General features: G+C 58.2%; 24 protein-coding genes. 10 read left to right on the top strand and 14 right to left on the bottom strand.

The window, feature by feature from the left end; all coding sequences use genetic code 11:
- Nucleotides 1–104 precede the first annotated feature (104 nt).
- From QEN43_RS07420 to hppD, 6 genes are all read right to left on the bottom strand, one after another.
- Nucleotides 105–2,060 (bottom strand): acetoacetate--CoA ligase, encoded by a 1,956-nt coding sequence (locus QEN43_RS07420; protein WP_202901097.1) that lies wholly within the window; start codon nt 2,058–2,060, stop codon nt 105–107.
- Between the two features lie 46 nt (nt 2,061–2,106).
- Entirely contained in the window at nt 2,107–3,042 is a 936-nt protein-coding gene (locus tag QEN43_RS07415; protein ID WP_036268170.1) for a hypothetical protein, read from the bottom strand.
- Between the two features lie 175 nt (nt 3,043–3,217).
- A complete protein-coding gene (gene maiA / locus QEN43_RS07410; RefSeq protein WP_235726568.1) occupies nt 3,218–3,862 on the bottom strand; it encodes a maleylacetoacetate isomerase in 645 nt (214 codons plus the stop codon).
- Complete coding sequence (locus tag QEN43_RS07405) at nt 3,862–4,842, bottom strand: fumarylacetoacetate hydrolase family protein (protein WP_026610118.1); 981 nt, start codon at nt 4,840–4,842, stop codon at nt 3,862–3,864. The genes maiA and QEN43_RS07405 overlap by 1 nt, the downstream gene beginning before the upstream one ends.
- Before the next feature lie 2 nt (nt 4,843–4,844).
- Nucleotides 4,845–5,963, bottom strand: a complete 1,119-nt coding sequence (locus QEN43_RS07400) for a homogentisate 1,2-dioxygenase (RefSeq protein WP_026610119.1) — start codon at nt 5,961–5,963, stop codon at nt 4,845–4,847.
- The gene (hppD, locus tag QEN43_RS07395; RefSeq protein WP_026610120.1) at nt 5,963–7,018 is read right to left on the bottom strand and encodes a 4-hydroxyphenylpyruvate dioxygenase; all 1,056 of its coding nucleotides are present in this window, start codon (nt 7,016–7,018) and stop codon (nt 5,963–5,965) included. Before hppD ends, QEN43_RS07400 begins: the two co-directional genes overlap by 1 nt.
- Before the next feature lie 349 nt (nt 7,019–7,367).
- Between hppD and QEN43_RS07390 the strand changes: the two genes are divergently transcribed.
- From QEN43_RS07390 to QEN43_RS07365, 6 genes are all read left to right on the top strand, one after another.
- Nucleotides 7,368–8,117 carry an energy transducer TonB gene (locus QEN43_RS07390; protein WP_026610121.1) on the top strand — a complete coding sequence of 250 codons (750 nt, stop codon included), beginning with the start codon at nt 7,368–7,370 and terminating at the stop codon, nt 8,115–8,117.
- Nucleotides 8,118–8,121: 4 nt separating this feature from the next.
- Entirely contained in the window at nt 8,122–8,868 is a 747-nt protein-coding gene (locus QEN43_RS07385; RefSeq protein ID WP_036268171.1) for a MotA/TolQ/ExbB proton channel family protein, read from the top strand.
- Nucleotides 8,868–9,296: an ExbD/TolR family protein gene (locus tag QEN43_RS07380; RefSeq protein ID WP_026610122.1), complete on the top strand. Its 429-nt coding sequence runs from the start codon at nt 8,868–8,870 to the stop codon at nt 9,294–9,296. The genes QEN43_RS07385 and QEN43_RS07380 overlap by 1 nt, the downstream gene beginning before the upstream one ends.
- Before the next feature lie 54 nt (nt 9,297–9,350).
- Nucleotides 9,351–11,498 (top strand): TonB-dependent receptor, encoded by a 2,148-nt coding sequence (locus QEN43_RS07375; RefSeq protein ID WP_084161852.1) that lies wholly within the window; start codon nt 9,351–9,353, stop codon nt 11,496–11,498.
- Entirely contained in the window at nt 11,498–12,196 is a 699-nt protein-coding gene (locus tag QEN43_RS07370; protein WP_026610123.1) for a PepSY-associated TM helix domain-containing protein, read from the top strand. Before QEN43_RS07375 ends, QEN43_RS07370 begins: the two co-directional genes overlap by 1 nt.
- Before the next feature lie 134 nt (nt 12,197–12,330).
- Nucleotides 12,331–13,482 carry a baeRF3 domain-containing protein gene (locus QEN43_RS07365; protein WP_026610124.1) on the top strand — a complete coding sequence of 384 codons (1,152 nt, stop codon included), beginning with the start codon at nt 12,331–12,333 and terminating at the stop codon, nt 13,480–13,482.
- Between the two features lie 620 nt (nt 13,483–14,102).
- On the opposite strand, the gene QEN43_RS07360 is transcribed toward QEN43_RS07365, so the two are convergent.
- Nucleotides 14,103–14,423, bottom strand: coding sequence for a hypothetical protein (locus QEN43_RS07360; protein WP_036268173.1), 321 nt, complete (start codon nt 14,421–14,423; stop codon nt 14,103–14,105).
- Nucleotides 14,424–14,711: 288 nt separating this feature from the next.
- On the opposite strand from QEN43_RS07360, the gene QEN43_RS07355 reads away from it, so the two are divergent.
- Nucleotides 14,712–16,679, top strand: coding sequence for an AsmA family protein (locus tag QEN43_RS07355; protein WP_317963892.1), 1,968 nt, complete (start codon nt 14,712–14,714; stop codon nt 16,677–16,679).
- Between the two features lie 458 nt (nt 16,680–17,137).
- Here the strand turns inward: QEN43_RS07355 and QEN43_RS07350 are convergent, their stop codons facing one another.
- From QEN43_RS07350 to QEN43_RS07320, 7 genes are all read right to left on the bottom strand, one after another.
- A complete protein-coding gene (locus QEN43_RS07350; RefSeq protein WP_026610128.1) occupies nt 17,138–17,758 on the bottom strand; it encodes a glutathione S-transferase family protein in 621 nt (206 codons plus the stop codon).
- 467 nt (nt 17,759–18,225) lie between these two features.
- Nucleotides 18,226–18,867: a 3'-5' exonuclease gene (locus tag QEN43_RS07345; RefSeq protein ID WP_026610129.1), complete on the bottom strand. Its 642-nt coding sequence runs from the start codon at nt 18,865–18,867 to the stop codon at nt 18,226–18,228.
- Between the two features lie 74 nt (nt 18,868–18,941).
- The gene (locus QEN43_RS07340; protein WP_026610130.1) at nt 18,942–19,349 is read right to left on the bottom strand and encodes a hypothetical protein; all 408 of its coding nucleotides are present in this window, start codon (nt 19,347–19,349) and stop codon (nt 18,942–18,944) included.
- A 26-nt stretch (nt 19,350–19,375) separates the two neighbouring features.
- Nucleotides 19,376–19,564 (bottom strand): hypothetical protein, encoded by a 189-nt coding sequence (locus QEN43_RS07335; RefSeq protein WP_026610131.1) that lies wholly within the window; start codon nt 19,562–19,564, stop codon nt 19,376–19,378.
- A gap of 10 nt (nt 19,565–19,574) precedes the next feature.
- Nucleotides 19,575–19,985 (bottom strand): PIN domain-containing protein, encoded by a 411-nt coding sequence (locus tag QEN43_RS07330; protein WP_156912704.1) that lies wholly within the window; start codon nt 19,983–19,985, stop codon nt 19,575–19,577.
- On the bottom strand, nt 19,986–20,210 hold the full coding sequence (locus QEN43_RS07325; protein WP_026610132.1) for a hypothetical protein: 225 nt from the start codon (nt 20,208–20,210) through the stop codon (nt 19,986–19,988).
- A 14-nt stretch (nt 20,211–20,224) separates the two neighbouring features.
- Complete coding sequence (locus QEN43_RS07320) at nt 20,225–20,506, bottom strand: hypothetical protein (protein ID WP_026610133.1); 282 nt, start codon at nt 20,504–20,506, stop codon at nt 20,225–20,227.
- A gap of 429 nt (nt 20,507–20,935) precedes the next feature.
- On the opposite strand from QEN43_RS07320, the gene QEN43_RS07315 reads away from it, so the two are divergent.
- From QEN43_RS07315 to QEN43_RS07305, 3 genes are all read left to right on the top strand, one after another.
- Entirely contained in the window at nt 20,936–22,636 is a 1,701-nt protein-coding gene (locus tag QEN43_RS07315) for a SulP family inorganic anion transporter (RefSeq protein WP_317963891.1), read from the top strand.
- A 23-nt stretch (nt 22,637–22,659) separates the two neighbouring features.
- Nucleotides 22,660–23,151: a hypothetical protein gene (locus tag QEN43_RS07310; protein WP_026610135.1), complete on the top strand. Its 492-nt coding sequence runs from the start codon at nt 22,660–22,662 to the stop codon at nt 23,149–23,151.
- A gap of 379 nt (nt 23,152–23,530) precedes the next feature.
- On the top strand, nt 23,531–24,616 hold the full coding sequence (locus QEN43_RS07305) for an efflux RND transporter periplasmic adaptor subunit (protein WP_317963890.1): 1,086 nt from the start codon (nt 23,531–23,533) through the stop codon (nt 24,614–24,616).

The raw sequence follows: 24,616 nt of genomic DNA, 5'->3' as shown, positions 1-24,616 counted from the left end.
GGCGTAAAGGTTCGCCGATTCCTGACGGCCCGATAGCGTGAAACTTTTCCGAGTACGCCGTTTCCAGGCGGATCTCACGAGAATGGGCAACGGGCGGGCCAGCTTCACCTTGCGAGTTCCGGCAAGTTCCGGAAGAGCTCGAGCGCTTCAGGATTGGCGAGCGCATCGCGGTTCTTCACCGGCCGGCCATGAATGATCTCGCGTACCGCGAGTTCGACGATCTTGCCGGAGAACGTGCGGGGAATGTCGGCGACCTGCACGATCTTGGCCGGAACATGGCGCGGGCTCGCGTTGTCTCGGATCTGTTTCCGGATTTTCTCGGTCAGCGTATCGTCCAACGTCAAACCTTGTCGTAAGCGCACGAACAACACGATACGAACGTCGTTTTCCCAGTCCTGCCCGACCACCAGGCTTTCGACGATCTCGTCGAGTCGTTCGACCTGCCGGTAGATTTCCGCCGTGCCGATGCGGACGCCTCCGGGATTCAATACCGCATCGGAGCGGCCGTAAATGACGATGCCGCCTTGCGGCGTGATCTCGGCCCAGTCGCCGTGTCTCCAGACATTCGGGTATATCGAGAAATATGCCGCGCGGTACTTGCTTCCGTCCGAATCGTTCCAGAATCCCAAAGGCATAGACGGGAACGGCCGGGTGGAGACCAGTTCGCCTTTGTGGCCTACGATAGATCGGCCGTTTTCGTCGAAGATGTCGACCGCCATGCCGAGGACTTTGGCCTGGATCTCTCCGCGTCGGACCGGCCCTATCGGATTGCCGCCCACGAAACAACCGATCAAATCGGCCCCGCCCGAGATCGAGGACAGGCAGACCTCGGATTTCAGTTTTTCATAAACGTAATCGAAGCCACTTGGGGCCAAGGGCGAACCGGTCGAAAGAACCGTCCTGAGTGCCGTCAGTCGGTGCGAGCGCTTTGGTTCCAGCCCGGCCTTGACGAGCGCATCGATGTATTTGGCCGAGGTGCCGAAATGGGTCATACCTTCGGCATCGGCGAGATCGAACAGTACTTCGCCAGAGGGGTAAAAAGGCGAACCGTCGTAAAGCAGCAGCGTGGCGCCGCAGGCGAGGGCGGAGGCCAGCCAGTTCCACATCATCCAGCCGCAGGTGGTGAAATAGAACACCCGATCGTTCGGCCGCACGTCACATTGAAGCAAGTGCTCTTCCAGGTGCTTGAGCAGGGTACCGCCGGCACCATGCACGATGCACTTAGGAACGCCGGTCGTGCCGGAGGAATAGAGGATATAGAGCGGCGCATTGAAGGGCAGGCGGACGAATGGAATTTCTCGAGCATGGTAGAACGCGAGGTAATCGTCGAAGCGGATCGCCCATGCGCCCAGAGCTTCGATCTCGGCCCGCTCCGAAACATAGGGAATGACGACGATACGTTCGAGTCCGGGCAGTTCGGCCGCAATCGCGCGGAGCTTGTCGAGAGCGGAATGGGCCTTGCCGTTGTAAAAGTATCCGTCTGCGGCGATCAGTACCTTGGGAGTTACTTGCCCGAACCGGTCCAGCACGCCCCGTACGCCGAAATCAGGCGAGCAGGAGGTGAAGACCGCTCCGAGCGACGCGGCGGCGAGCATAGCGATCACGGTTTCCGGGAGGTTCGGCATGAAGGCGGCAACGCGGTCGCCATGCTTGACGCCATCCGCTTCCAGAGCCTGCGCGAGACGGCTGACCTGCTCGTAAAGCTCGCGCCAACTGAGCCGTCGGCGAGCCCTGTTTTCGCCCCAGAAAACGATGGCGTCCTCATCGTCCCGCCGTTTCAGCAAATTCTCGGCGAAATTGAGCCGCGCATCGGGAAAGAACCTCCCGCCGGGCATTCGATCGCCATCGACCAGGATCCGTTCGCCACGGGTTTCCGCAACGACGCCGGCGTAGTCCCACAGGCTCAGCCAGAATTTCTCCATGTCCTCCACCGAAAAGCGGTGAAGCGTGGCGTAGTCCTCCACGTCGACACCCCACCGCTCGCGCAGCATGTGCATGAATCGGAAGAGATTCGTGCTCTCGATGCGCCTCCGGTCCGGCTGCCAGAGCGTTTGGTCCAAAAAGGGTGCTCCGGATGAGTGCATTGCCGCCGCCGTCGGGTGTGAACTACGCGAAGTTCGCCAATTCCCGCCGTTGTTCGTCCAGTCCGTCCCAGAAGATTGCCACGCCGTCGAGCATTTCGTTGCCGTAGCGGATGAAGTCGTCCTCGTCGATATCTCGGGTGAAATAGAGTTCTTCCAGCTCTTCCTGGGTATGCTGGGCGTGTTGGGCTTCAAGCCGGTCGTGCCAGGTGAAGAAGGCGAGCGGCAGTTTCGAACCGGTGCGGGCGTTATAGCGATTCAAACCATCGATCAGCTCCTGCCAGAAGCCGGCCGCAGCCCAGTTTTCCACGGCATAGCTCGCGGCCTGGGCGATAGCATAGCTCTCGTTGCCGTAGAGACGGATCAGTTCATCGCAGAAATGGAGAGTGGATAGGGTGCCATGCCTGCGGCTTCCCAGGTCCTGGAATCCAAGCCCAACTTTCTCGGCGATTCGTAGCAGCCATTCGAAATGCGCCGCACGGAAATGGAACACCCCGCCTTCCACCGTACCCTCGGTGGACACCAGTTCGGGATCTACCTCCTGGTCGGGATCGCGCGCGGAGAACGGTTTCCGACCAGCGTTGAAGACGACACCGATTTCGTTGGCGAGAATTTCCTTGGAAGCCCGCATGCCTTCCAGGGTGTCGGCGTTGATCATCTTGTGCAACTGGGCTACCAGGAACTGGTTCGAGAATACCGAGAACTGGACGATGAACGCGCGGACTTGCTCGAAACTCTGTTCGCCCCGCCGGAACCAGGCGGTGTAGCGGTTCTCGGTGATGATGCGGTGTTGTAGCAATTCGGTATTGATGCGCCTCTGGAACGCGAGAAAGCGATGAGCTTTGTCGACCGAGTACCCGGGCCGGTTTGCCGCAAGTGCTTCCAGCGTCGGAGCGGTGAGACCCGCAAGATGATGCTCCTCGGCGTAGCGCGCGAGCTTGGAGTCGGCGACGGCTATCATAGGACCTCCGCACGAGATAAGAAGGGGAATTACTTATTTGACCGTGAAGAACACTCCAAATTTCTGAAGACGTCGTTCCATGTGGGATACAGAGTTGATCGGTCGCCGTGCCAATCCGGTACTGCCCGCGCTGTAACGACAACGCTTGCAGATACCTGCCAAGTCTGCGGACGCCTTACTCAGCGTCCGGCTGCTGTTCCGGTGCCGCGTCGCGAAACGCGGCGAGCGTTTGGCAGTTTTCGTCGATCGCCCGAATTTTCGGAAAATCGCTCAAATCGCAGCCGAACCTCCGGGCGCTGAAGACTTGCGGTACGAGGCAGATATCGGCGAGCGTGGGCATATCGCCGAAACAAAAGCGGCCACTGAGTTCATGGCGCTCGAGCTGGGCTTCGAAGGCTTCGAAACCTTCCCTGATCCAGTGCCGAATCCAGGCGATCCTGGCCGCTTCATCCTGGCCCATCGTGTGCTCGAGATAGCGGAGTACCCGAAGATTGTTCAAGGGATGGATGTCGCAGGCGATGATTTGGGCGAGTGCGCGGACATAAGCCCGTTCGTCCCGGCGGCGTGGCAGCAGCGGCGGCTCGGGGTAGGTATCGTTCAGATACTCGATGATCGCCAGAGATTGGGTCAATACCGTTCCTCTATCCACCAGAGCTGGCACCAGCTTCTGCGGATTGATCGCCCGATAGTCGGGGCGATGCTGTTCGCCCTTTGCGAGATGTATGAACCGTGGCCCGTAAGACAGCCGCTTGAGGTTCAAGGCGATGCGAACCCGGTAAGCGGCCGAGCTTCGGAAATAGGTATATAGCTCCACGCCCATCACGACGGCAGCACTTGCTGTTCAATGGCGCCGAAAACGGAGCGGCCGTTCCGGTCCAGCATTTCAATCCTAACGGTCTCACCGTACCGAAGATAAGGCGTCCTGGCTTCGCCCAATTCGATTTGTTCGAGGACGCGCTTTTCGACGATACAAGAATAACCTCGGCCGACGTCCTGATTGCTGACGGTACCCGAGCCGACGATCGTGCCGGCGGGCAGCGGCCGGGTTTTGGCGGCGTGGGCGATCAGAGCAGGGAAGTCGAATTGCATGCCTTGGCCGGCCTCCGGTTGGCCGACAAGCGTTCCGTTCCGGTAGGTCAGCAATGGAAGGTTGATCTTGCCGCCGTCCCAGGCGTCTCCCAATTCGCCGGGCGTCACCGCGACCGGAGAAAAGACGGGGCCGGGTTTACCGTGCAGGAACCCGAAGCCTTTGGCGAGTTCCTGCGGGATCAGGTTGCGCAGCGAAATGTCATTGACCAGCATCAGCAGCTTGATGTGTGAAGCCGCTTCCTCTGCGGTGACGCCCATGGGCACATCGTCCGTGATTACGGCGATTTCCGCTTCGAAATCCAATCCCCAGCTTTCGTCGCGCAGTCGGATCGGGTCTCGGGGCCCGAGGAAAGCCGCCGAGCCCCCTTGATACATCAGAGGATCGGTGTAAAGGCTGGGTGGCATGGGGGCTCCGCGCGCCTTTCGCACCCGTTCGACATGGGACAAATAAGCGCTGCCGTCCAGCCATTGATAGCTTCGCGGCAGGGGTGACGCCAGTTCGTCCAGTTTCAAGGGAAGCGCATCGAGGTCGCGCTGATTGAGGGCACGGTATGTGGTTTCCAGAGCGGGAGCGGCATCCTCCCAGTTCTCCAATACCGATTGCAAAGTGGCGAAACCGGATTCCAAGGCGGGGAATGCCGTTTTCAGGTCGCGGTCGACGATCACCAGGGTTCCGTCGCGACCATGGGATTTCAGCGATGCGAGTTTCATGTCTATTTCCAGGAATCCACGTAGCCTTCCCACTCGACTCCCCGCGGCAGGTCGGCCACTTCGAGGGCATCTCGGGCATCGATCATTACCGCGACCTCGTCGGTTTCGGCGCGCGAGCGCGTCTTCGCCGCTTCCAGCGCCTTGGGATGAGGGCCGTGGGTAATCCCCGCGGGGTGGAGGGTCATCATGCCCGGATGGATGTTGTCGCGGGAGAAGAACTGTCCTCGGTGATAAAAGATGACTTCGTCATAGTCGTCGTTGTTGTGGTAGAAGGGCACCCTCAGCGCGCCCGGATCGCTTTCCAGCGGGCGCGGACAGAACGTGCAGACGACGAAGCGATCGCTGACGAACGTGGTATGGGCCGAAGGCGGAAGATGATAGCGATGACTCATCAGCGGGCGAATATCTCGCCAATTGAGACGGACCGGCATCAGCGTGCCTTGCCAGCCGACTGCATCGAGCGGATTGAAAGGATAGGTTACGGCGCTGAGCCGATCCCTCCGTTTGACCAGCACCCGCCAGGCCCGCTCGGATTGCTGGGCGCGAAATGCTTCGTCAATCTTAGGCGTGTCCAGGATCGCCGGATCGAACACGGCGTGGGCGCCGACGATGCCTTTTTCGGGCAGCCGATAACTACTGTTCGACGCTTCGATCACGAGAAAAACCGCCATTCTGGAGGTTTCGATGCGCCACAGGGTACCTCGCGGAATCAGCAGATAATCACCCTCGGAAAAGGCGAGATGGCCGTAGTCGCAATAGAGATGCCCGGAGCCTTCGTGGACGAATAGCAACTCGTCGCCGTCGGCGTTCCGAACCAGATGGTCCATGGCGGAATAGGTGTGCCAGCACCGAATCTTGACGTGCAGATTGCCCAGTATCGGTGTGGCGTCCCACGGCGAAACGCTGGTTTCGGTGAGCTGGTTGGTGTCGAATGCACGCGGCCGTAGCGGACCTTCGATGTTGACCCACCCGGTCGGCGGATGGCGGTGGAGCATTTGCGTGGAAGGCCCGTAAAAACCTTCCCGTCCCAATTCGCGCTCGAACGTGCCATCGGGCAGATCGGTATGAGCCTGACGGGCGGCGACACCCTCGACTCTCGGCAACGAAATCCAACGGAACATCAGATTACCCCCCGTTTGATCTGATCGTCCTCGATCGCTTCGAACAGCGCCTGGAAATTGCCTTCGCCGAATCCTTCGTTGCCCTTGCGCTGGATGATTTCGAAGAAAATCGGCCCGATCACGGTTTCGGTGAAGATTTGGAGAAGCAGCCCGATGCCCCCTCCCGGCAGACCGTCGATGAGAATCCGATTCCGCCGGAGTCGTTCGATATCCTCGCCGTGACCGGGGACGCGGGCGTCCACGCGTTCGTAATAGCTGTCGGGAACGTCCATGAAGCGGACACCGTTTTCACGAAGCCGTTCGACGGTGGTGTAAATGTCGTCCGTGGCCAGCGCGACATGCTGTATGCCTTCGCCGTGATAGAGGTCGAGGTATTCCTGGATCTGCGACTTAGGATCGGAGGGTTCGTTGACGGGAATGCGAATCTTGCCGCAAGGGCTTGCCATGGCTCGCGATTTTAACCCTGTCGCTTTTCCGTGGATGTCGAAATAGCGGATTTCCCGGAAACCGAAGATGCGCTCGTAGAATTTGGCCCACTCGTCCATATGGCCTTTCCGCACGTTATGGGTCAGGTGGTCGATGCGGGTCAGACCGACGCCGAACGGCGCCTCAAACTTATCATTGATCGGGACGAAATCCACGTCGTAGATCGAGCGGTCCCCGTAGCGGTCGACGAGGTAAATCAGACTCCGGCCGATGCCGCGAATCGCCGGAATATTGAGCTCCATGGGCCCGGCCTCACTTGCGGACGGCCTCGCGCCCAGTTCGAGCGCGCGCCGGAACGCCCAGGCGGCATTTTCGACTCGGATCGCGAAGGCACAGATGGAAGGTCCGTGCCGTTCGGCAAAGCGCTGCGCGAAACTCCCCGGTTCGTGATTGACGATGAAATTGATTTCGCCCTGACGGTACAGCACGACATCCTTTGAGCGGTGGTGGGCCACAGCCTCGAATCCCATCCGCTCGAAAAGTCGCGCCAAGGCTTGGGTGTCCCGGGCGGTGTATTCGATGAACTCGAATCCATCAGTCCTGATCGGGGGGAGGTCTTCGCTGATCATCTTGGTTACCCCAGTGCGGATTTTTGGGTTCTTTGTTCCTTATGACCCTACAGATCGCCTAAAGATTCCCATTGGGCCCATTGGTTCGGGCCCGACTTCTTTCAACACGTCCAAAGGCCATTCTTTTCCCAGCCGGAATCCGTTTTAGGCAACGGTGTTGTCAATACAAATGATAATGTCTATCATTTGCAACAGAGGATATCCGTTCCGCCGCTGAAAGACACTAAGAGGGAACACTTATGCTTCTAAGCTACCGATTGCAGACCATCGTCGCCAGCCAGCGAGCCTCATGGCGTACATAGCCAGCCGAGGATTCGGTTCAGTTACGCGTTTGTTGTGAGGTAACACCATGTGCGCAGCCGCTTTGGCACCGGGTCTATTCTCGCCCGGTATTTTGAAAGCCGGTCGGTATCGCGGAATCCGCACCGTGGGGGTACTGGGGGCCGTGGTGGTGCATGCCGCGGTGCTTCCGATTTTGATAAAAGGCGAGGCGGTGCCGGCGGCATCTGGCCCTCGGGCGACACCTGTGGTGATCGATTTGATTTCCATGGCGGAGCCGCAGACCGAAGCGCGCCAGGCGGTACGGACGCCTGCCCAACCGGTCAAGCCCAAGACCGTAAAACCGAAAGCGCAAGCTAAACCGAAACCGATCCGTCTGCCGGCCAAGCGTTCACCGCTTTTGTCGGCGCCCAGTGAAGCCGCCGTGCACCACGCGACCGCGGCACAAACGCCGCCTCCACCTGAAGCTTCGACCGAAACAGCGCCGACCTCGAGGGCAGCGGCATCGGCCAGATCCGAACCGGCGCCGGCTCCCGTCACTCCACCGCATTTCAACGTGGCCTATCTCCGCAAACCGGCGCCGGTCTACCCGGCTCTTTCCCGTCGTCAGCGGGAACAGGGCAAAGTGGTTCTCCGTGTTTTGGTGAACGCCGCCGGCAGCGCCGAGACGGTGAGCGTCCACACCTCCAGCGGGTTCGGCCGGCTCGATGCCGCTGCCCTCGAGGCCGTCAAGCAATGGAAATTCGTTCCTGCCCGCCAGGGCGATCGGCCGGTGCCGGCGTGGGTGCTGGTCCCGATTTCGTTCACACTCGAAGGATAGTCCTATGGAGACGACAGAAACCTTGGGTTTGACCCATTTCCTCGCGCAGAGCGACACGGTCGGCAAGGCGATCTTCGCGATTCTTGTCGCCATGTCGGTCGCGAGCTGGTATTTCATCGTGGCGAAGAGTCTGCAGGGGTTGATCGCGCGCCGGCGGACGGCGCGTTTTCTGGAGTCGTTCTGGAACGCCTCGTCCCTCCATGCCGTGGAATCGCAGCTGGAAAAGCGTCGTCCCGACGAACCGTTTTCGCGTCTCGCTCATCACGCGCTAGCGTCGTCCCGTCAATATGCTCGGCATGGTGCGGGGCGGCTGAACGAGGCGGGCACGGCGGCGGAGTTTCTGACGCGTTCCATGCGCCGGGTCATCGATGAAGAAACCGCGGCGCTCGAATGGGGCCTGACCGTACTCGCGTCTGTCGGCAGTACTGCGCCCTTCGTTGGTCTGTTCGGTACGGTCTGGGGTGTTTACCACGCTCTGGTGAAAATCGGCATGAGCGGGCAGGGGAGCCTCGATCAGATCGCGGGTCCAGTAGGGGAGGCCTTGATCATGACCGGTGCCGGGCTCGCCGTGGCCATCCCGGCGGTATTGGCTTACAACGCCTTCGCCCGTTCCAACCGGGTGCTGCTGGCGAAGCTCGATGCGTTCGCTCACGATCTGTTCGCTTTCCTGACGACCGGCGCGCAATGTGTCGGAACCGAACCCCATGCGCTAAGCGACGAGGTCGGCCAGGCGATCGTAGGAGGTGCCTGATGGCGTTCGGAAGCTTCAACCAGGGGCAGGGCGGTGTGCGCCCCTCGGCCGAGATTAACATGATTCCGCTCATCGACATCATGCTGGTCTTGCTGGTCATTTTTATGATCACGACGCCTTTGCTGACCCACCAGGTCAAGATCGACCTACCGAAAGCGGCCAGCCAGCCGAGTGCGGACCGGGCCGAACACATCGATTTGTCGATCGATGCGGCCGGACAAATTTTCTGGAACAACGAAGCGATCGACCGGGCAGGGATGCGGGATCGCTTTGCCGCGGCAGCGCAGCAGCAGCCTCAACCCGAGGTGCATCTCAGGGCTGATAAAACGACCGCATATCAGATCATCGCCGAAGTTTTGGCCGCCTCGGCCAACGCCGGTGTGACACGTATCGGCTTCATCTCCGATCCGAACGAAACCGAGCATTAATGGACAGCTCGATGACTCAACTATTCGAATCCATATCTCAGGGGGCAAACATCCATGACAAGAAAAAATAAATACCGGCTTCGATACACGGCGTTTGCGGGAACGCCTCTCGCCCTCGCCCTGGCGTGCGCGGCCGATAGTGCCCTGGCAGCCGAGGAGGACATTACGACGCTCGACCAAATCAAAGTGGTCGGCAAAGCGCCAGAGCCAGACGGCGAAACGGTAGGTTATGTGGCCAAGCGTATCCGGTCGGCGACCAAGACCGAAACGCCGTTGATTGATATTCCGCAGTCGATCACCGTCGTCACGCAGGAGCTGATTAAGGACCAGAACATGCAGAGCATCGCCGATACGGTCCGCTATGTGCCTGGCGTCGTGATGTCGCAAGGCGAAGGGAACCGGGATGCGGTGATTTTTCGCGGCAACCAGACAACCGGCGATTTGTACGTCGACGGCATACGCGACGATGTCCAGTATTTCCGTGATCTTTACAACATCGATCGAGTCGAGGTACTGAAAGGTCCCAATGCGATGATCTTCGGCCGTGGCGCCGCCGGCGGTCTGATCAATCGGGTCACCAAGCAGGCGAATTGGGAGAATCCCCGCGAGGCGAGTTTTCAGATCGGATCCTGGGATAAGTTCCGTCTGACCGGCGATTTCGGTCAGGCTATCAACGAAAATTTCGCGGTTCGCCTCACCAGCATGTGGGAGAGTTCTCGCAGTTACCGCGAGGGTTTCCATGCCGAACGCTGGGGCGTTAATCCGACGATCGCCTTGCGCCTGGGCGATAACACCCAAGTGGTCTTGGGTTATGAACGCTTCGAGGACGACCGTGTCGCAGACCGCGGCATTCCTTCGTTCCGGGGCCGTCCCATCGACACCGACGTATCCACGTTCTTCGGCGATCCCAGGCGCAGCCCGACCTGGGTGGACGTCGACGCGTTCAGCGCTCTGATCGATCACGACTTCGGGAACGGGATCAAATTCCGCAACCGCACCCGTTACGCCATCTACGACAAGTTCTACCAGAACATCTTTCCGGGAGCGGTCAATGCTACAGGCGACCAGGTCTCGATCTCGGCCTATAGCAACGCGACCCATCGCGACAATTTCTTCAATCAGACCGATCTGACGTTCGAGTTCGAGACCGGACCGCTTAAGCACACGGTCTTGACCGGCGCCGAGTTCGGGCATCAGGAAACCGACAACTTCCGCCAGACCGGCTATTTCACGGCGGTAGGTCCCGATGCGACCTCGGTCAGGGTTCCGGTGTCGGATCCGAGATATACCGGTCCCGTGACCTTCAGGCAGAGCGCGACGGACGCGAGCAACCACGGTCTTGCGACCATCGCCGCCGGTTATTTCCAGGATCAGATCGAGATCACCAAGCACTGGCAGCTGGTGGCGGGATTGCGCTATGACAACTTCGAGGTCGAGTTCCGCAACAAGCGCAACGGCCAAAGCTTTTATTCCAATGACGATTTGTGGTCGCCGCGCGGCGGTTTGATCTTCAAGCCGATGGATTCGCTCTCCATCTATGCGAGCTACAGCATGGCCTATGTGCCGCGCGCAGGCGACCAGCTGGCTTCGCTCACGCTGAGCAATCAGTCGTTGAAGCCGGAAGAGTTCAAGAACTACGAGGTAGGCGCGAAGTGGGATATCCTTCCCAATCTGTCGGCTACCCTCGCTTTCTATCAGCTCGATCGTCTCAATGTCGCAGTTACCGATCCCAACGACCCCACGGTGTCATTCTTGGTCGATGGTCAGCGTACCCGGGGCATTGAGTTGGGACTGGCCGGCGAAATCACCGATCAGTGGCGTGTGATCGGCGGCTATTCCTACCAGGATGCCGAGATCACAGAGAGCTTGTCGGCCAACGCTCCGAAAGGCAACAAGGCGGCGCAGGTTCCGGAACATACGTTTTCGATCTGGAATCGCTACGACATCACGCCGCATTGGGGCGTCGGTCTGGGTGCGGTCTATCGCAGCGAAATGTATGCCTCCACCGATAATACGGTCAGACTACCGGGCTTCCTCCGCTTCGACGGCGCCGTTTATTACACGTTCAACGACAACGTCCAGCTTCAGGTCAACGTCGAAAACCTGTTCGACAAGGAGTACTATGCGTCGGCGCACAACAACAATAACATCATGCCGGGCTCGCCCATTGCCGCCAATGCTGTGCTGAGGGTGAGATTTTAATGAAGCCTGCGGAACTCGGTCTTCCGCCTCACTCGCCTCGCGTCAAACCCTCGGGCGGCTATTTGTTCCTTCCGAGGCGCCTCGCGCGCGGGGCGTTCATCAAGTGGCTGCGCCGAACGCACGCTTGGACAGGGTTATGGGGCGCCGCGCTGGGGTTGTTGTTCGGCACTACCGGTATCCTGCTCAATCACCACGAGAAGATGAAGATTCCGGCCGCTCGTATGGCGCAGAGCGAGGTCCAGTTGCGCTTGCCCGAGCCGCGTCCTGCCGACCCCGAGGCTTTGGTGCAGTGGCTGGCGGAAGCGCTGCACTTCGCATCGGAGGACGTGAGGATCAGACAGGAGCCAAGCAAAACCGTCATCTGGAACGACATGGAAGTGCGCCAGCCGGCGCGTTGGCAGGTGTCCATGCGCACGCCGCAGCGCTTCGTCCAAGCGGAATATTGGGAAGGCAACGCCTTCGTTACGATAAAACGCTCCGAAGCGAATTTCTTCGCCTTTCTCACCAACTTGCACCGCGGCGCCGGGCTGGGTGTCGGCTGGATTCTACTGGCGGACACGCTCGCCGGGGGACTGATTCTGCTCAGTCTGACCGGTGTGCTTTTGTGGACCCGGCTGCACGGCCGCAGGCTGGTTGCCGCCGGCCTCGCCTTAGGCTCTCTCGGCTTGGGATTTTGGTTCGTCTGGCAGGCGTTATAGCTGCGGCGGGAAAGCCGTAAGGAACGAGTATCGTAGAATCGCCGGTAAGGGAACGAATCACGACGAGTCCTGGTCTTTAGCTACTTACGCGGCTTGCGTCTCCCAGGAATTTTCGGCGTGTTTTCGGAGGCTTTATGGATTCAACGGCACATGATTACCCCGCCGGGCTCTTCCTCGACGTTCAAGAACCCCCATGCCTTTCCTTATACCAGCCCACTCACCGGTCCCATCCGGATAACCAGCAGGACCGGATCCGATTCAGGAATCTGGTGAAAACGCTGGAAGACTCCTTGCGGCGGGGCTATCCGGAAGAGAAGATTCAGCCGCTCATCGAGCCGTTTCGCAATCTGGCCGCCGACCGCGAGTTCTGGAATCATTCCCTCGACGGACTCGCCGTGCTGGCTTCGCCCGGCCTGTTTTTGGTCTATCGACTTCAGCGACCGGTCCCGGAGCTGGCGGTGGTGGCCGACAGCTTCCATACCAAGCCTCTCTTGCGCATCCTTCAGTCGGCCGATCGCTATCAGATCCTCGGTCTGAACCGCAAGGAAATCAAGCTTTTCGAGGGAAACCGCGACGCTTTGGACGAAATCGAACCGGCGGACGAGGTTCCGCGCACCATTACCGAGGCTCTCGGCGAGGAGGTGACCGAACCGCATCTGACGGCTTCCACCTCCGGCTCCGGAGCTGCAGGCCCCGCGATTTACCACGGCCAGGGCTCGAGAAAGGAAGATGTGGACCTCGACGCGGAACGGTTCTTTCGGGTCGTAGACCGTGCCGTGCTCGAGCATCATTCGCGGCCTTCCGGCTTGCCCCTGCTGCTGGCGGCGCTGCCGGAACACCATCATCTCTTCCGCCGGGTCAGCCATAACCCGTTCCTGCTCGAGCAAGGCATCGACGTCCATCCGGACTCGGTGCCGGCTGAGGAATTGCGCGAGCGCGCGTGGCGGGCGATCGAACCTTATTATTTGGCGCGACTGGCCGAAATGACGGAGGCGTTCGGTGCCGCGAAAGCCAAAGGACTTGGAAGCGACGATCCGGCCCGGGTCGCCGAAGCGGCGGTCGCCGGTCGGGTGATGACCTTGCTGATCGACGCCGACTACGAAATTCCGGGGCGAATCGAATCCACGACCGGCCGGGTTGAGTTTGAAGATTTGGCTCACCCCGAGATCGACGATCTGCTCGACGATCTGGCGGAGTGGGTCATGAGGACCGGCGGCCAGGTCGTCGTCGTGCCCTCGGCGCGCATGCCCACTGGAACAGGAGTTGCCGCGATCTACCGCTACTGAGGTCGGATTGTTCAGGAAGTCCGGGTAAGAGGATGCTGCCGTGGACATCCAAATTCAACACGTACGGCACTATCGAAAGCCGGGACAAACTCGCCAACCGGGTCGAGGATAAGGACCTAGATTTTTCGATTTCGGGCGAACGCCGGACGGACTTGGCCTTTTCGTGCACGTCTTCTATCGAGCCGCCGGGGTCTCGCGCGGCGCGCGGATCAGGCGGTCTGGCGTGTAACCCGGTATTTCGAGATTATTGAGGTGGGTTTGATGTTTGGGCTTGAGGGATAGGAAAAACAGGGCCCCGCGAGCGGCGCTTGACCGCCCACGGACGCTGCGAGACATGGAGCGAGTGAGCGAGCGAGTCGAGTAGCCCCCGGAAGCCCGAGCGCCGGGTGTGAGACCGAAGGTCGACGCGATAGCGGCGGTCGTAGGTCTTACACAAGGCATCGCGACCGGGCGTCGAGTTATCTGCGAGCGGTGTCCGGACCCCTCGTTGGGTCCGGACCAGACGAGCGGGGACGGCCGGGGCGCCGAAGGCAATCACGCGTCGCCAATTTTTTGCTCCTTTTGGTGACTCGGAAGTCCCAAAAGGTTTTGCAAAAAATGGCGACGCAATCGGCGAGCTCTTATTCACATTCGTAAATACTGCCGGTCACATGACCGTTGAACGCGCCGTTGGGTCTGGCCTTTTCCCAAATGATATGGGTGGCTCCGAGACTATCGGCTTTTCGAAGCGCCCGGCCTTTCGCGATTCGCTCCCAATGGACGCCGCCGTGCTTTCCGTAGCCTGAGTGTCCGGTCACCATGCCGAGCGATTCGCAGTATTCGACCATATCGGCGGTTGCCTCTACGGGAAGCTCATCCGCCGTTGCCGACAACGTAAAGGCGCTCAATGCTAGGATGGCGGGTGCCGTGATACCACCTTTCGGCTTGAAAAGCTTAAACATGAGTCGTCTCCAAGTCTTTCAATAGCAGGGATTTATCTCCTTGTTTGTTTCGCAATGCCTCGTGTGAACTGTTCCGTTGTGGTGGACCGAGGCTAATAGTATTGACTCGAAACTATACGAAAAGTTCCCTACAGGATGTTTATCTCGAAGGTGACGCGTCGGACAGCAATCGCCTTCATCGTTGTGTGAAAAGCGTGGTTCCAAGACCTTTTTTGCAGAAAGGCGGTCCTAAACTTAAGGTCGCACGGATGGTTGAATGGCCTGTCACGCGAGTTCTAGGGAACGATCATGCTGCGCTTCTTGAAATGGATCGCTATTGCATTTGGAGCCCTGATCGGGATCCTGGTGCTGACCGTCGTCTTTGTCCTGGCCTTCTTCGATCTTAATAGGCTCTGCGAACCGTTGTCCGCGGCGGTTAGCAAGTCCTTGGGGCGCGAGTTCGCTATCAGGGGCGATCTGACCGCGGACTGGTCGTGGACGCCGCGCTTCACGATCAACGACGTCAAACTGGCCAATGCACGGTGGGGAAGCGAACCCAATATGTTCGTTCTGGATCGGTTGGCGTTTGCGGTCCGGATTCCCGAACTCTTCAAAGGACGCATCGTGCTTCCGGAAGTCAGCGTCTCAAAACCCCGCGTGCTGTTGGAAAGGAATGCCAAGGGTATGGCCAATTGGGAGTTCGGCGACCGAAAGAAAGAGCCGGACCGGGCCGAAGGTCAAATCAGCGAACGCTGGATCCCGAAAATCAACCGCCTGGCCATCGAGGACGGCCGCTTGATGTTCCTCGATCCGAGCACGGATACCCGGCTGGACATGAAGGTCTCGACGGTGGTCGGCGCATCGGACGAGCAGGCGGTTGAACTGAGCGGCGAGGGTCGTTTGCAGCAGGAACGCTTCATCCTCAAGGTCAGAGGCGGATCGGTGCTGGACCTTTGGCAGAAAGATCGGCCCTTCCCGGTTAACGTCGAGCTCAAATACGGCAAGACGGAAGCCAAGGTATCCGGCACGGTAGCCGAGCCTTTAGAACTCCAAGGTCCGGATTTGCGGTTCGAGGCGAAAGGGCCGGATCTCGCGGCACTGGCCGCCGTAGCGCCTATGTGGATACCGGAAACGCCGCCGTATCGGTTCAGCGGCAAAATCACTCGCGACGGCGAGCGTTGGTTGCTGAAAGGATTCGAAGGCCGTCTCGGCGACAGCGATCTCACCGGCGACCTGATGTTCACGATGCGTGACGAGCGGCCTTATGTGCAGGGCGACTTGGTTGCGCGCAAGCTCGACTTCAAGGATTTCGTAGGCATCTTCGGTGCCGATCCGACGCCGTCTCCCGAGGAACCCGAACGCCCCAGGCTGCTTCCGGACAAACCGTATCCAGTCGAGGGGCTGCGCGGTGCCGACGGGGAGATCACGTTCCGAAGCGATAATATCGTGACGCCATGGGTGCCGGTGGATGATATTTCCGTCCACCTCAAAATGGACCGGGGCATGGTGACGATCCAGCCGGTAAAGCTCACCGTGGGTTTCGGGGCGATCGATTCCAACGTGACCCTGAATGCGCGCGGCGACACCTTACAAACCGAAGTCAAAGGCAAGATCGACAAGGTGCCGTTCAAACGCCTGCTTGCCGGAACCCCGTTCGAAGAGGAAGCGGCCGGTACCTTTTTCGGCCGGATTCATCTCACGACGATAGGGAACTCGGTCGCGGAGATGGCCGCCCACTCCGACGGCGGCATTCTGATCCTGATGGAGCAGGGTCGCATCAGCAATCTGATGATGGAAATTTTCGGCATCGATTTCGCGGAGAGTCTCCAGAAACTTATCGGCAAGGATCCGAGCATCCCGGTCCGTTGCACCATCGCCGATTTCATCGTCAGCGACGGCGTGGTGAAAACACAGTTGTTCCTGATGGATACCACCGATACCAATGTCTTGATGGAAGGCCAGGTGAATCTGGCCACCGAGGACTTGGACCTTCGCCTGTCAGCCCATCCCAAGGATGTGAGTCCATTCAGCGCGAGAAATCCGATCAAGATTAAAGGAAGCCTGAAAAAGCCTAGGCCCTATCCCGAGCCTGCGCCGTTGATCGCTCGCGGTGCGGCATCCATCGCGCTGGGTGCGCTGCTGACCCCGGCCGCGGCCTTGATTCCCTGGATCGAGCTCGGCCTGGCGGAGGACAGCGAGTGCCACGCGCTGGTCGATGCGGCGACATCCAAAGAGAAAATTCCGCAAAAAGAACGAAAGCAGCAAGAACGGCGGTAAAGCTTTTCCTTTCCGTTCGGCGAACACTCCGCAAAGCAGCCGCGAAAAAACGATATCCCCAGAGCTTGAACGATAGCGATATGCGTGCCCGAATAACGAAGCGTTTCGGGTAACAGCCCGACTGACGTTGTCGTCGGTTCCCGCCGGTTGTTGCCGTGACCGATGCCGTCAAGGTGCTTCGGGGCGCGACGGCATTCTATGGGCGCCAGACGCATCAGCAGGGCGAGGCACAACGTGGCGAGGCCGATCTGTTCGCCTCATCCCTGAGGCTCACTCTTCTCACGTTCCTGTTCGCTCCCGGCGAACGGGTGCATGCGAAGCGCCCGAAGGGGACGGCACATGGATGTGCCGTCTGACTCTCCGACGTTTTTTCTGGCTCGGGTGCTCGGGCAGGGTGTATGGCCGGTTTCATTTTTCTCCGCCGCAGCAAAGCCCGGAAAGAGTTCCGGCCGCTTTGATCAGGCGGAGGGTTCCGTCGACGTCCAGGCGGGCAGTTGACGGATCTTGTCGAACCAAGCGCGGATATGGTCGTAACCCGCCAGCGGATATTTAGCGGACTCGGCGTGCATCAGCGTCGGCGCAACGGAGATATCCGCGAGCGTCATCGAATCGCCTACTAGCCAGGCCTGCTTCGCCAAGTGGTCGTTCAGTAGCTTGGCGCAACGGTGAAACTTTTCGTCTGCCTTTTTCAGTTCTTCGGCATCCGGATCGCCGCGGCCCAACATCGACTTCAAGATGTTTTCGTAGAGGTAGACCATGCAAGCGGGCGCCCAACTGCTCGTTTCCCAAAACTGCCAGCGCAGGATGTCCGCACGGCTACGGGCGTCGTCAGGCCAAAGAGGGCTTTTCGCCGCCTTTGACGCCAGATACAGGACGATGGCGTTTGACTCCCACAGCGAGAAGTCGCCGTCCGTCAGCGTCGGCACCTTGCCTTGCGGATTCAATTTCAGAAACTCCGGCCTTTGCCCCTCGCCTGCAAACAAGTCCACCTTCTCGGTTTCCAGTTCGATTCCCAGTAGCGCTGCCGCCAACCGCGGTTTGCGGGCAAAAGGCGAGAAGGGGTGGTAATAAAGCTTCATAGCGTGCTCCTGCATGATATTGGTGGAACGTTACTTGGATTCCGGCAACTCGCGAGCCCGCCGGCATCCAGACATATGCGTGGATCTCCGGGCGTACGTGAGTCGCGGGTATTAAACATGGACTCCGGATTGTATGCGAAATAAGGGCTAACGGAGAGACGACGCCAGCCCACTGGTGTCTCTGTAGAGAAATGTACTGCAACACTTTTGGGCAGACGACCAAGGACGGGCAGACTCAACTGAATACGATGCATCTGAAGGTGTGTGATCATTACCACGATGGCCGCTGTAGCCGTGACAGCGATTCGTGCCTCGTGCCGATCTACGCTTTGCGGATGAAGAAGTCATCGCCATTGGTGTGGCATTCTCGATCGACAAAGCAACACGCTTTACACGCGTGTCCGGCGCTTTAGTCCTGCGTGAGAACTGGCCAAGAGGACCTGAGGGCCAGTTTTTTAGATCCGCAGTCAGCCCCGCAAATCGTCGAGAAACTCTGAGGGAACGCCGCCGCTGGTTACGAGTAGATGATCCCGGGCGCGAGTGCAGGCGACATACAAGAGATGCCGTTCGGTGCTGTAGACCTCCTCAAGATCGGCGTCCTCGGCCACGGATTCGATCCTTGCCTGTGACGGAATGACTTCGTCGTCGCAGGCCATTACAACGACGGCTCGAAACTCCAGTCCTTTCGCCAAATGCATGGAGCAGACGGAGACATGACCGCTCGTTGTTTCCACGTGCTCGTCCAGAATCTTGAAAGCAAGTCGGGCGTGCTCAATAGCAGCTTTGGCGCGATCCAACTCGTTCGCCGACCGGACGAAAACGCCGATTTCGTGGAGATTGACACCTTCCTTGACTCGGGCCAAAAGCCACTCCGCGACCGCTTCGATTTCGTCTTCTGGGGTATCGAACGTCAAGATGGCAGGGGCGGGGCCGTTGAATACGGAAATCGTACCGCGCCGTTCCTCGACATTGCCGTCAACGTCGGATAGTTCCGGTCCTAGTAACATGTAGAGGTCCTTGTTCACGCGGGCCTTGAGGAAGGGGAAACGACCGAACCTGTTGAATTCTGAGGAATCGGCGTCGTAATTGAAGGTACAGGCGATGAACACGTCGAACCCGGCACCGGTAGTTTCACGGGCAGCAGTGACTAGATCAGGGCGGGAAACGGTGCAAAACTCGAGGCCTATGAAAATGGTGGCGGGCTTTTCGATTTCGCCCTCACTGTGCCCCTGCCAAGATCGAGAAGGTTCTGAGGATTTACCTTCCAATAACGTCCTTCGGCGCAGATCAGCTCACCGGGCCAGGGTGTAAACGAGGTGAAGTTGATCTTGTCCTCCTTGTGCGCCTGCTGGACGCCGGCGGTTTTGAGGTTTTCCAGGATCATCTGGACGAAATCTCGCTCCTCGCTGTAGGCACCGTCGGGATCAGCGACGCCGTCGACCAGTTCGTCGTTCTCGTCTACCGTCAGCACGCGGTGGGGCGAAAGGTTTTCCACCGTGAACGGCCCGGCGAAGCGGACTTTTTTCTTGTCCTCGTAGCGTTTGTCGTAGAGGTATTCGAACTCGGCCTTGTCGCGTGCATCGAACTGCACGGTTTTGTCCGCTCTGCGGGCTGTCGTTATCTTGAACAGCTTGTCGTGATCGCTTGCGGGTCCGGGCCGCGGTTGCGGCGTTCATAGGCCACGCGGATAGGACTTTGCTCATCCTGACGCAGGACCGACTGGTATTCGGCCGTGGGGGTGTTCTTGCGGGTGGCTTCGTCGTGGGTGATGGGTTCGACGGTGAGTTGGGTTTGCTTTTTTGCCATGAGGGGTTTCTTAATCCCTGAACGGGTTTTCGATGGTCAGCCCTCCAATCCGCTGGCCATGCTGCAGATCTTCGCTGTAGAGGCGGGTACAGTCGAATTCGAGGGCCGAGGCAACGATCAGGGCGTCGTAGAAACTAAAGCCGTAGCGTGCCTGGAGGTCGAGGCTCCGCTGGTAGAGCGCCGGACTCGGCATGATTTTCCATAATGGCGCCAATACTAGGTCCGGGAAACGCTGAGCCTCTTCCGCTGTCATGGGTGACGGCAACTTGCGGGTTGAGATTTTCAGTGTCTCCTGAACGACTTGGTAGCTGATGCGGGCGCCGCGCTTTTCCAGGGCCGTGCGGATCAGCCGTTCGGCGATATTGCGTTTGCGGTCGTCGGTTTCGTCGAACGGATAAACAAAGACTTGGTATCGATAAATTCACCGCTCATTCATTTCGTCCCGCGTGAATTTACGGCCACCGGTGCGCACGCGGCCACGTAGTTCCTCAATCAATGCCACGGCCGCATCGGCTCGTCCCTCCTGCCGCACGTAGTCCGACAGCCAGCGGCGGAATTGTTCGTTCAGGGTCGTGTGCTCGGCGCGCGCACGTTCACGGGCAGCTTCGATCAGAATTTCATCTGCACTCAAGGTAATATTTTTCATGGTTCAGACTCCTTCTAAGCCTGCGTACACGAGCATAGTGTACCTTCGTCGTGAGCTTGCCGTGCAAAGATCACTCTTCCGTATGGAATTACGGCTCGGTTCCACCACGGCAACGTGACATGGGTTCGAGTCGCGGTTTCGGCTCCGCCAAGTCCGGCCAATCGCGGTGCGCTTTCGGACTCGATCAAAGCCTCTTCAATCATTTCGTCAAACTCCGCTTCAATCTTCTTCACGAAGTCTGTCTCCATCTGATAGATGTCCCGGAATTCGGCGAACACCGAGCGTTCGTTTCGCATAGCGGGTCGTTTGAAGGGACCTGCGCTTCTTACCACCCAAGAAAGCCCGTAGCTCAGTCACGGCTACCCGAAATCGCCTTGCGCGCATCGGGTTTTCCCCGCCGGGAGGTACATCTTGCTGCACGCCTGAACACGCGTCGGATTGCGCGCGACGTGCATGTTCTCTCTCGTAATCTTGGAACCCAAGCAACTATGGATGACCACTGTTATCTTGGCCTGGTATATCAGGGATATCGCCGGAGAGCGCGGAACGGAAACAACTTTTGGGGATGGTTTGAATAAGCCGGTTCCACCGGTGATCTTCAACCGGTCCGAGTCACGGGGAATCGCACGGTCAAAAAATTCTTTATAGATCATTGATATAGAAAAACAAAAAAATTGGCACGGAAGTCGCCTCCGCAGAGTCGGTACAACTTTGCGAGGACGACTATGGCTTCAAGACAAACGCTGCGCCAGGCGCCTCGAACCGGTCTGCCTGGACTTAGAGACCATTGGCGATCGGATCTGGTATCCGGTTTTCTGGTGTTTCTGATCGCCTTGCCGCTATGTCTCGGTATCGCCATGGCCTCGGGGTTTCCACCCATGGCGGGCATCATCAGTGCCGTGATCGGCGGGGTTATCGTATCCAGGATCAACGGTTCCTACGTCACCATCAACGGCCCCGCCGCAGGACTCATCGTGGTCATTCTCTCGGCGGTGCAGTCTCTGGGGCAGGGGGACGCTATGGCGGGTTACCGCTATACCCTAGCCGCCATCGTAGTGGCGAGCGTCTTGCAAATCCTCTTGGGGATCTTCAAAGCCGGGAAGCTCAACGCCTATTTCCCGGCCTCGGTGGTGCACGGCATGCTGGCCGCCATCGGGATCATCATCATGGCCAAGCAAATCCACGTGGTGCTCGGGGTGAAGCCGGAAGGCGGCGACATTCTTTCGGCCATCGCCGAGATTCCGCGCAGCCTCATGAACGCCAATCCGGAAATCGCCGCGATCGGCTTGCTCGGCCTGGTCATTCTGATGATCTGGTCCTGGGTTAAGCATCAGATCCTTAAGATGATCCCCGCGCCGTTGGTCGTGGTCGTGGCCGGCATGGCCTTGGGCCAATACTTCGATCTGGATCATAAGCACGTGTATCTGTTTCTGCCGCAGGAGGAATTTCTGCCGCGCCACGAATACACGGTAGGGCCGAAGTTTCTGGTGTCGATTCCGGAAAACGTGCTAGCCAACTTCTATTTTCCGGACTTCTCCAAAATCGGGACGGTCGAGTTCTGGGGCGCGGTAGTTTCGATCTGTCTGGTGGGGAGTCTCGAATCGCTGCTCAGCGCCGCCGCGGTGGACAAGCTCGATCCTTACAAACGCTATTCGGATCTGAACCGCGATCTCGCTGCGGTCGGGGTAGGGAATCTCTTGTCGAGCGCCGTCGGAGGGTTGCCGATGATCGCGGAGATCGTTCGTTCCTCGGCCAACGTCCACAACGGTGCCAAGACCGGCTGGGCCAATTGGTTCCATGGCCTGTTCCTGGGGCTATTCGTCGTGTTCTTTCCGAAACTGATTCACGAAATCCCGTTGGCTTCGCTGGCGGCGCTGCTGGTTTACACAGGGTTCCGCCTAGCCTCGCCCCGGGAATTCGCCAAGACCATGGATATCGGCAAAGAGCAGTTGGCGCTGTTCTGCATCACGATCATGGGAATCCTGGCTACCGATCTATTGGTGGGCGTATTCATCGGTATTTTGGTCAAGCTGATGATTCACACGCTTCGCGGCGTGAATTTCAAGAACCTGTTCAAGATCAACTACACGCTCACGCACACCTCGCCCGGCGTTTATCACATCCGGGTCGACGGATCGGCGGTTTTCTCCAATTTCATCGGGCTCAAGAGCGAAGTGTCGACCTTGCCGGCCGGGCAGGCGGTGATTTTCGATCTGTCGGACGCTTACCTTATCGACCACACGGTCATGGAATTTATCGACCACTTCCGCCACGACTATAGCGAACGGGGCGGCCGCTGCGAGATTCGCGGTTTGGAAAACCACCGCCCCTATTCGCATCATCCACTTGCCGCACGCCGGCGGAAAACGGCCGGAGTAAATCATGTCACTCAGCGGTTTGGCTTCAAGACCGCCAAACACGGCTGATATCCCTTACGAGTGATCGAAACATGTCTTTTTTCTGGGTCTACCTCTCGGTTCTGTGCGCCCTTTTGTCGAGTGCCCTGGCATTGTTTTCCGAGCACCGGACGACATTGGAACGCACCGCGAACGGGCTGGCTACGCTCGCCGGTTCGAAACAATGGCCGGCACAGCGCCAACGCTTGTTCACCGTGGCTTTTTATCCGCGGTTGCTGCAAAAAGGCGTGTTCGGTCTGCTCGCCTTGTCCGGCCTAGCCGCGGTGGTTGGCGGGCTATCCGCCTTGCTTGGCCAAGGTGTCACGGTAGACCAGCTGGCGTTCGGTCTGCCTTGGCTGCACTGGCATGTGCGGCTCGATTCCTTATCGGGATTTTTTGGGGAATCGTTGGGCTCGGCATCGCCGCGGCGAGTCCTTACGGTCCCGGTTATGTCCGCAGGTACCGGCAAAACGAACGCCCGCTTTGGCTGCTCGGTCACTGCCGCGGTCTCTTCGTCGCAGGCATGGAGCTGGTGCTTCTGGTGAATGGCGCATGTACGGAGCGACTTCTATTAGGCATGGCCGGGAAGCAGCCATGGCTATTCATGCACTGGAAATTGCGGATGGCTGGTACGTTTGCTTGATGGGAGCGGTGTAAGTCGACAGGTTCGGTCACTGTTTTGAGAGAGTCTGGAGGCAGGATTCCTCCGGCATACTCACCGACCTGTCACGTTCATGCTTCGACAGGCTCAGCAAGAACGAAACCAATTGATCTGATTGGAACTTTCGCACTGAGCTTGTTGAAGCTCACGAATATCGAGGTGCCCGCCAAGAGTAAATGGAACTGATTAGGCGCACTGTTAATCCCACAAATGAGTACTTAATACGGAACATTTCGTTCCATCCAGATTTAACGAACTCGGAAATGAATATCAAGACATATTTGGCTATCGGATTAAGTGTCGTTTTATTAACTGGTTGTTACCACGAAGGAACCGACAAACAGGAAGAAATCGCAAGGCTGGAGGCGACTACACCACTTCGCCAGGATACTACTGTCACCAGGGAATATGTTTGTCAGATTCACGCAATAAGGCATATTGAAGTCCGGGCACTGGAAAGAGGCTATATACAGAATATTTTTGTCGACGAGGGGCAATGGGTAAATCAAGGCCATCCCATGTTCAAAATCCTGCCTAACGTCTACCAGGCAAAGCTGTTAAAAGCAAAAGCCGAAGCCAATACTGCGACTGTTGAATATCTCAATACCAAAGCATTGGCCGACAAAAATATCGTTTCACCCAATGAGTTGGCTTTGGCGAAAGCCAAATTGGACAAAGCCAACGCAGAAGTGAGATTGATGGAATCGCGCTTGAGTTTTACCGATATCAACGCGCCTTTTGACGGCATTATGGATCACCTGGAAGTGAGGAACGGCAGCTTGGTAGAAGAGGGCACTTTGTTAACCACTTTATCCGACATTAGCAAGATGTGGGTGTATTTCAATGTGCCAGAAGCCGAATATCTGGATTACAAAATCCACAAGCAGGACAACGAACCGACCAAAGTAAAGCTAAGGATGGCCAATGGTCAGATTTTCAACCAAATCGGAGTGGTCGAGACCATAGAAGCGGATTTTGACAATACCACGGGCACCATCGAGTTCCGAGCCACCTTCCCCAATCCCGACAAGCTACTCCGACACGGCGAGACCGGCACGATCCTCATGGAGAAACTCTATCCAAACGCCATGTTGATCCCGCAAAAAGCGACTTTCGAGATTTTGGACAAAACCTATGTTTACGTCATAAACCCGGAAGGAAAACTAGAGCAACGGCTCATCAATATCGAAGCCACCGTGCCGCATCTTTTTATCGTCAAGGACGGTCTGAAAGATGATGACAAGGTCTTACTGGAAGGCTTGCGCAAGGTACATCCAGGGCAAGCCGTAGAGATCGCCTTGAAGTCACCGGAGAAAGTCGTCGCAGAGCTGGATCTGTATACCGAGTAA

Source organism: Methylocaldum szegediense (genome assembly GCF_949769195.1).
GTDB classification, from domain to species: Bacteria; Pseudomonadota; Gammaproteobacteria; order Methylococcales; family Methylococcaceae; genus Methylocaldum; species Methylocaldum szegediense.
The sequence above is the reverse complement of the archived record's forward strand: the minus strand, read 5'-3'. Positions and strand labels throughout refer to the sequence as shown.

Excerpts from the sequence above, each read along its gene's own strand:
- QEN43_RS07415 (WP_036268170.1), bottom strand. The coding sequence starts at position 3,042 with ATGATAGCCGTCGCCGACTCCAAGCTCGCGCGCTACGCCGAGGAGCAT.
- maiA (WP_235726568.1), bottom strand. The coding sequence starts at position 3,862 with ATGGGCGTGGAGCTATATACCTATTTCCGAAGCTCGGCCGCTTACCGG.
- QEN43_RS07405 (WP_026610118.1), bottom strand. The coding sequence starts at position 4,842 with ATGAAACTCGCATCGCTGAAATCCCATGGTCGCGACGGAACCCTGGTG.
- QEN43_RS07400 (WP_026610119.1), bottom strand. The coding sequence starts at position 5,963 with ATGTTCCGTTGGATTTCGTTGCCGAGAGTCGAGGGTGTCGCCGCCCGT.
- hppD (WP_026610120.1), bottom strand. The coding sequence starts at position 7,018 with ATGATCAGCGAAGACCTCCCCCCGATCAGGACTGATGGATTCGAGTTC.
- QEN43_RS07390 (WP_026610121.1), top strand. The coding sequence starts at position 7,368 with ATGTGCGCAGCCGCTTTGGCACCGGGTCTATTCTCGCCCGGTATTTTG.
- QEN43_RS07385 (WP_036268171.1), top strand. The coding sequence starts at position 8,122 with ATGGAGACGACAGAAACCTTGGGTTTGACCCATTTCCTCGCGCAGAGC.
- QEN43_RS07380 (WP_026610122.1), top strand. The coding sequence starts at position 8,868 with ATGGCGTTCGGAAGCTTCAACCAGGGGCAGGGCGGTGTGCGCCCCTCG.
- QEN43_RS07375 (WP_084161852.1), top strand. The coding sequence starts at position 9,351 with ATGACAAGAAAAAATAAATACCGGCTTCGATACACGGCGTTTGCGGGA.
- QEN43_RS07370 (WP_026610123.1), top strand. The coding sequence starts at position 11,498 with ATGAAGCCTGCGGAACTCGGTCTTCCGCCTCACTCGCCTCGCGTCAAA.
- QEN43_RS07365 (WP_026610124.1), top strand. The coding sequence starts at position 12,331 with ATGGATTCAACGGCACATGATTACCCCGCCGGGCTCTTCCTCGACGTT.
- QEN43_RS07360 (WP_036268173.1), bottom strand. The coding sequence starts at position 14,423 with ATGTTTAAGCTTTTCAAGCCGAAAGGTGGTATCACGGCACCCGCCATC.
- QEN43_RS07355 (WP_317963892.1), top strand. The coding sequence starts at position 14,712 with ATGCTGCGCTTCTTGAAATGGATCGCTATTGCATTTGGAGCCCTGATC.
- QEN43_RS07350 (WP_026610128.1), bottom strand. The coding sequence starts at position 17,758 with ATGAAGCTTTATTACCACCCCTTCTCGCCTTTTGCCCGCAAACCGCGG.
- QEN43_RS07335 (WP_026610131.1), bottom strand. The coding sequence starts at position 19,564 with ATGGCAAAAAAGCAAACCCAACTCACCGTCGAACCCATCACCCACGAC.
- QEN43_RS07325 (WP_026610132.1), bottom strand. The coding sequence starts at position 20,210 with ATGAAAAATATTACCTTGAGTGCAGATGAAATTCTGATCGAAGCTGCC.
- QEN43_RS07320 (WP_026610133.1), bottom strand. The coding sequence starts at position 20,506 with ATGCGAAACGAACGCTCGGTGTTCGCCGAATTCCGGGACATCTATCAG.
- QEN43_RS07315 (WP_317963891.1), top strand. The coding sequence starts at position 20,936 with ATGGCTTCAAGACAAACGCTGCGCCAGGCGCCTCGAACCGGTCTGCCT.
- QEN43_RS07310 (WP_026610135.1), top strand. The coding sequence starts at position 22,660 with ATGTCTTTTTTCTGGGTCTACCTCTCGGTTCTGTGCGCCCTTTTGTCG.
- QEN43_RS07305 (WP_317963890.1), top strand. The coding sequence starts at position 23,531 with ATGAATATCAAGACATATTTGGCTATCGGATTAAGTGTCGTTTTATTA.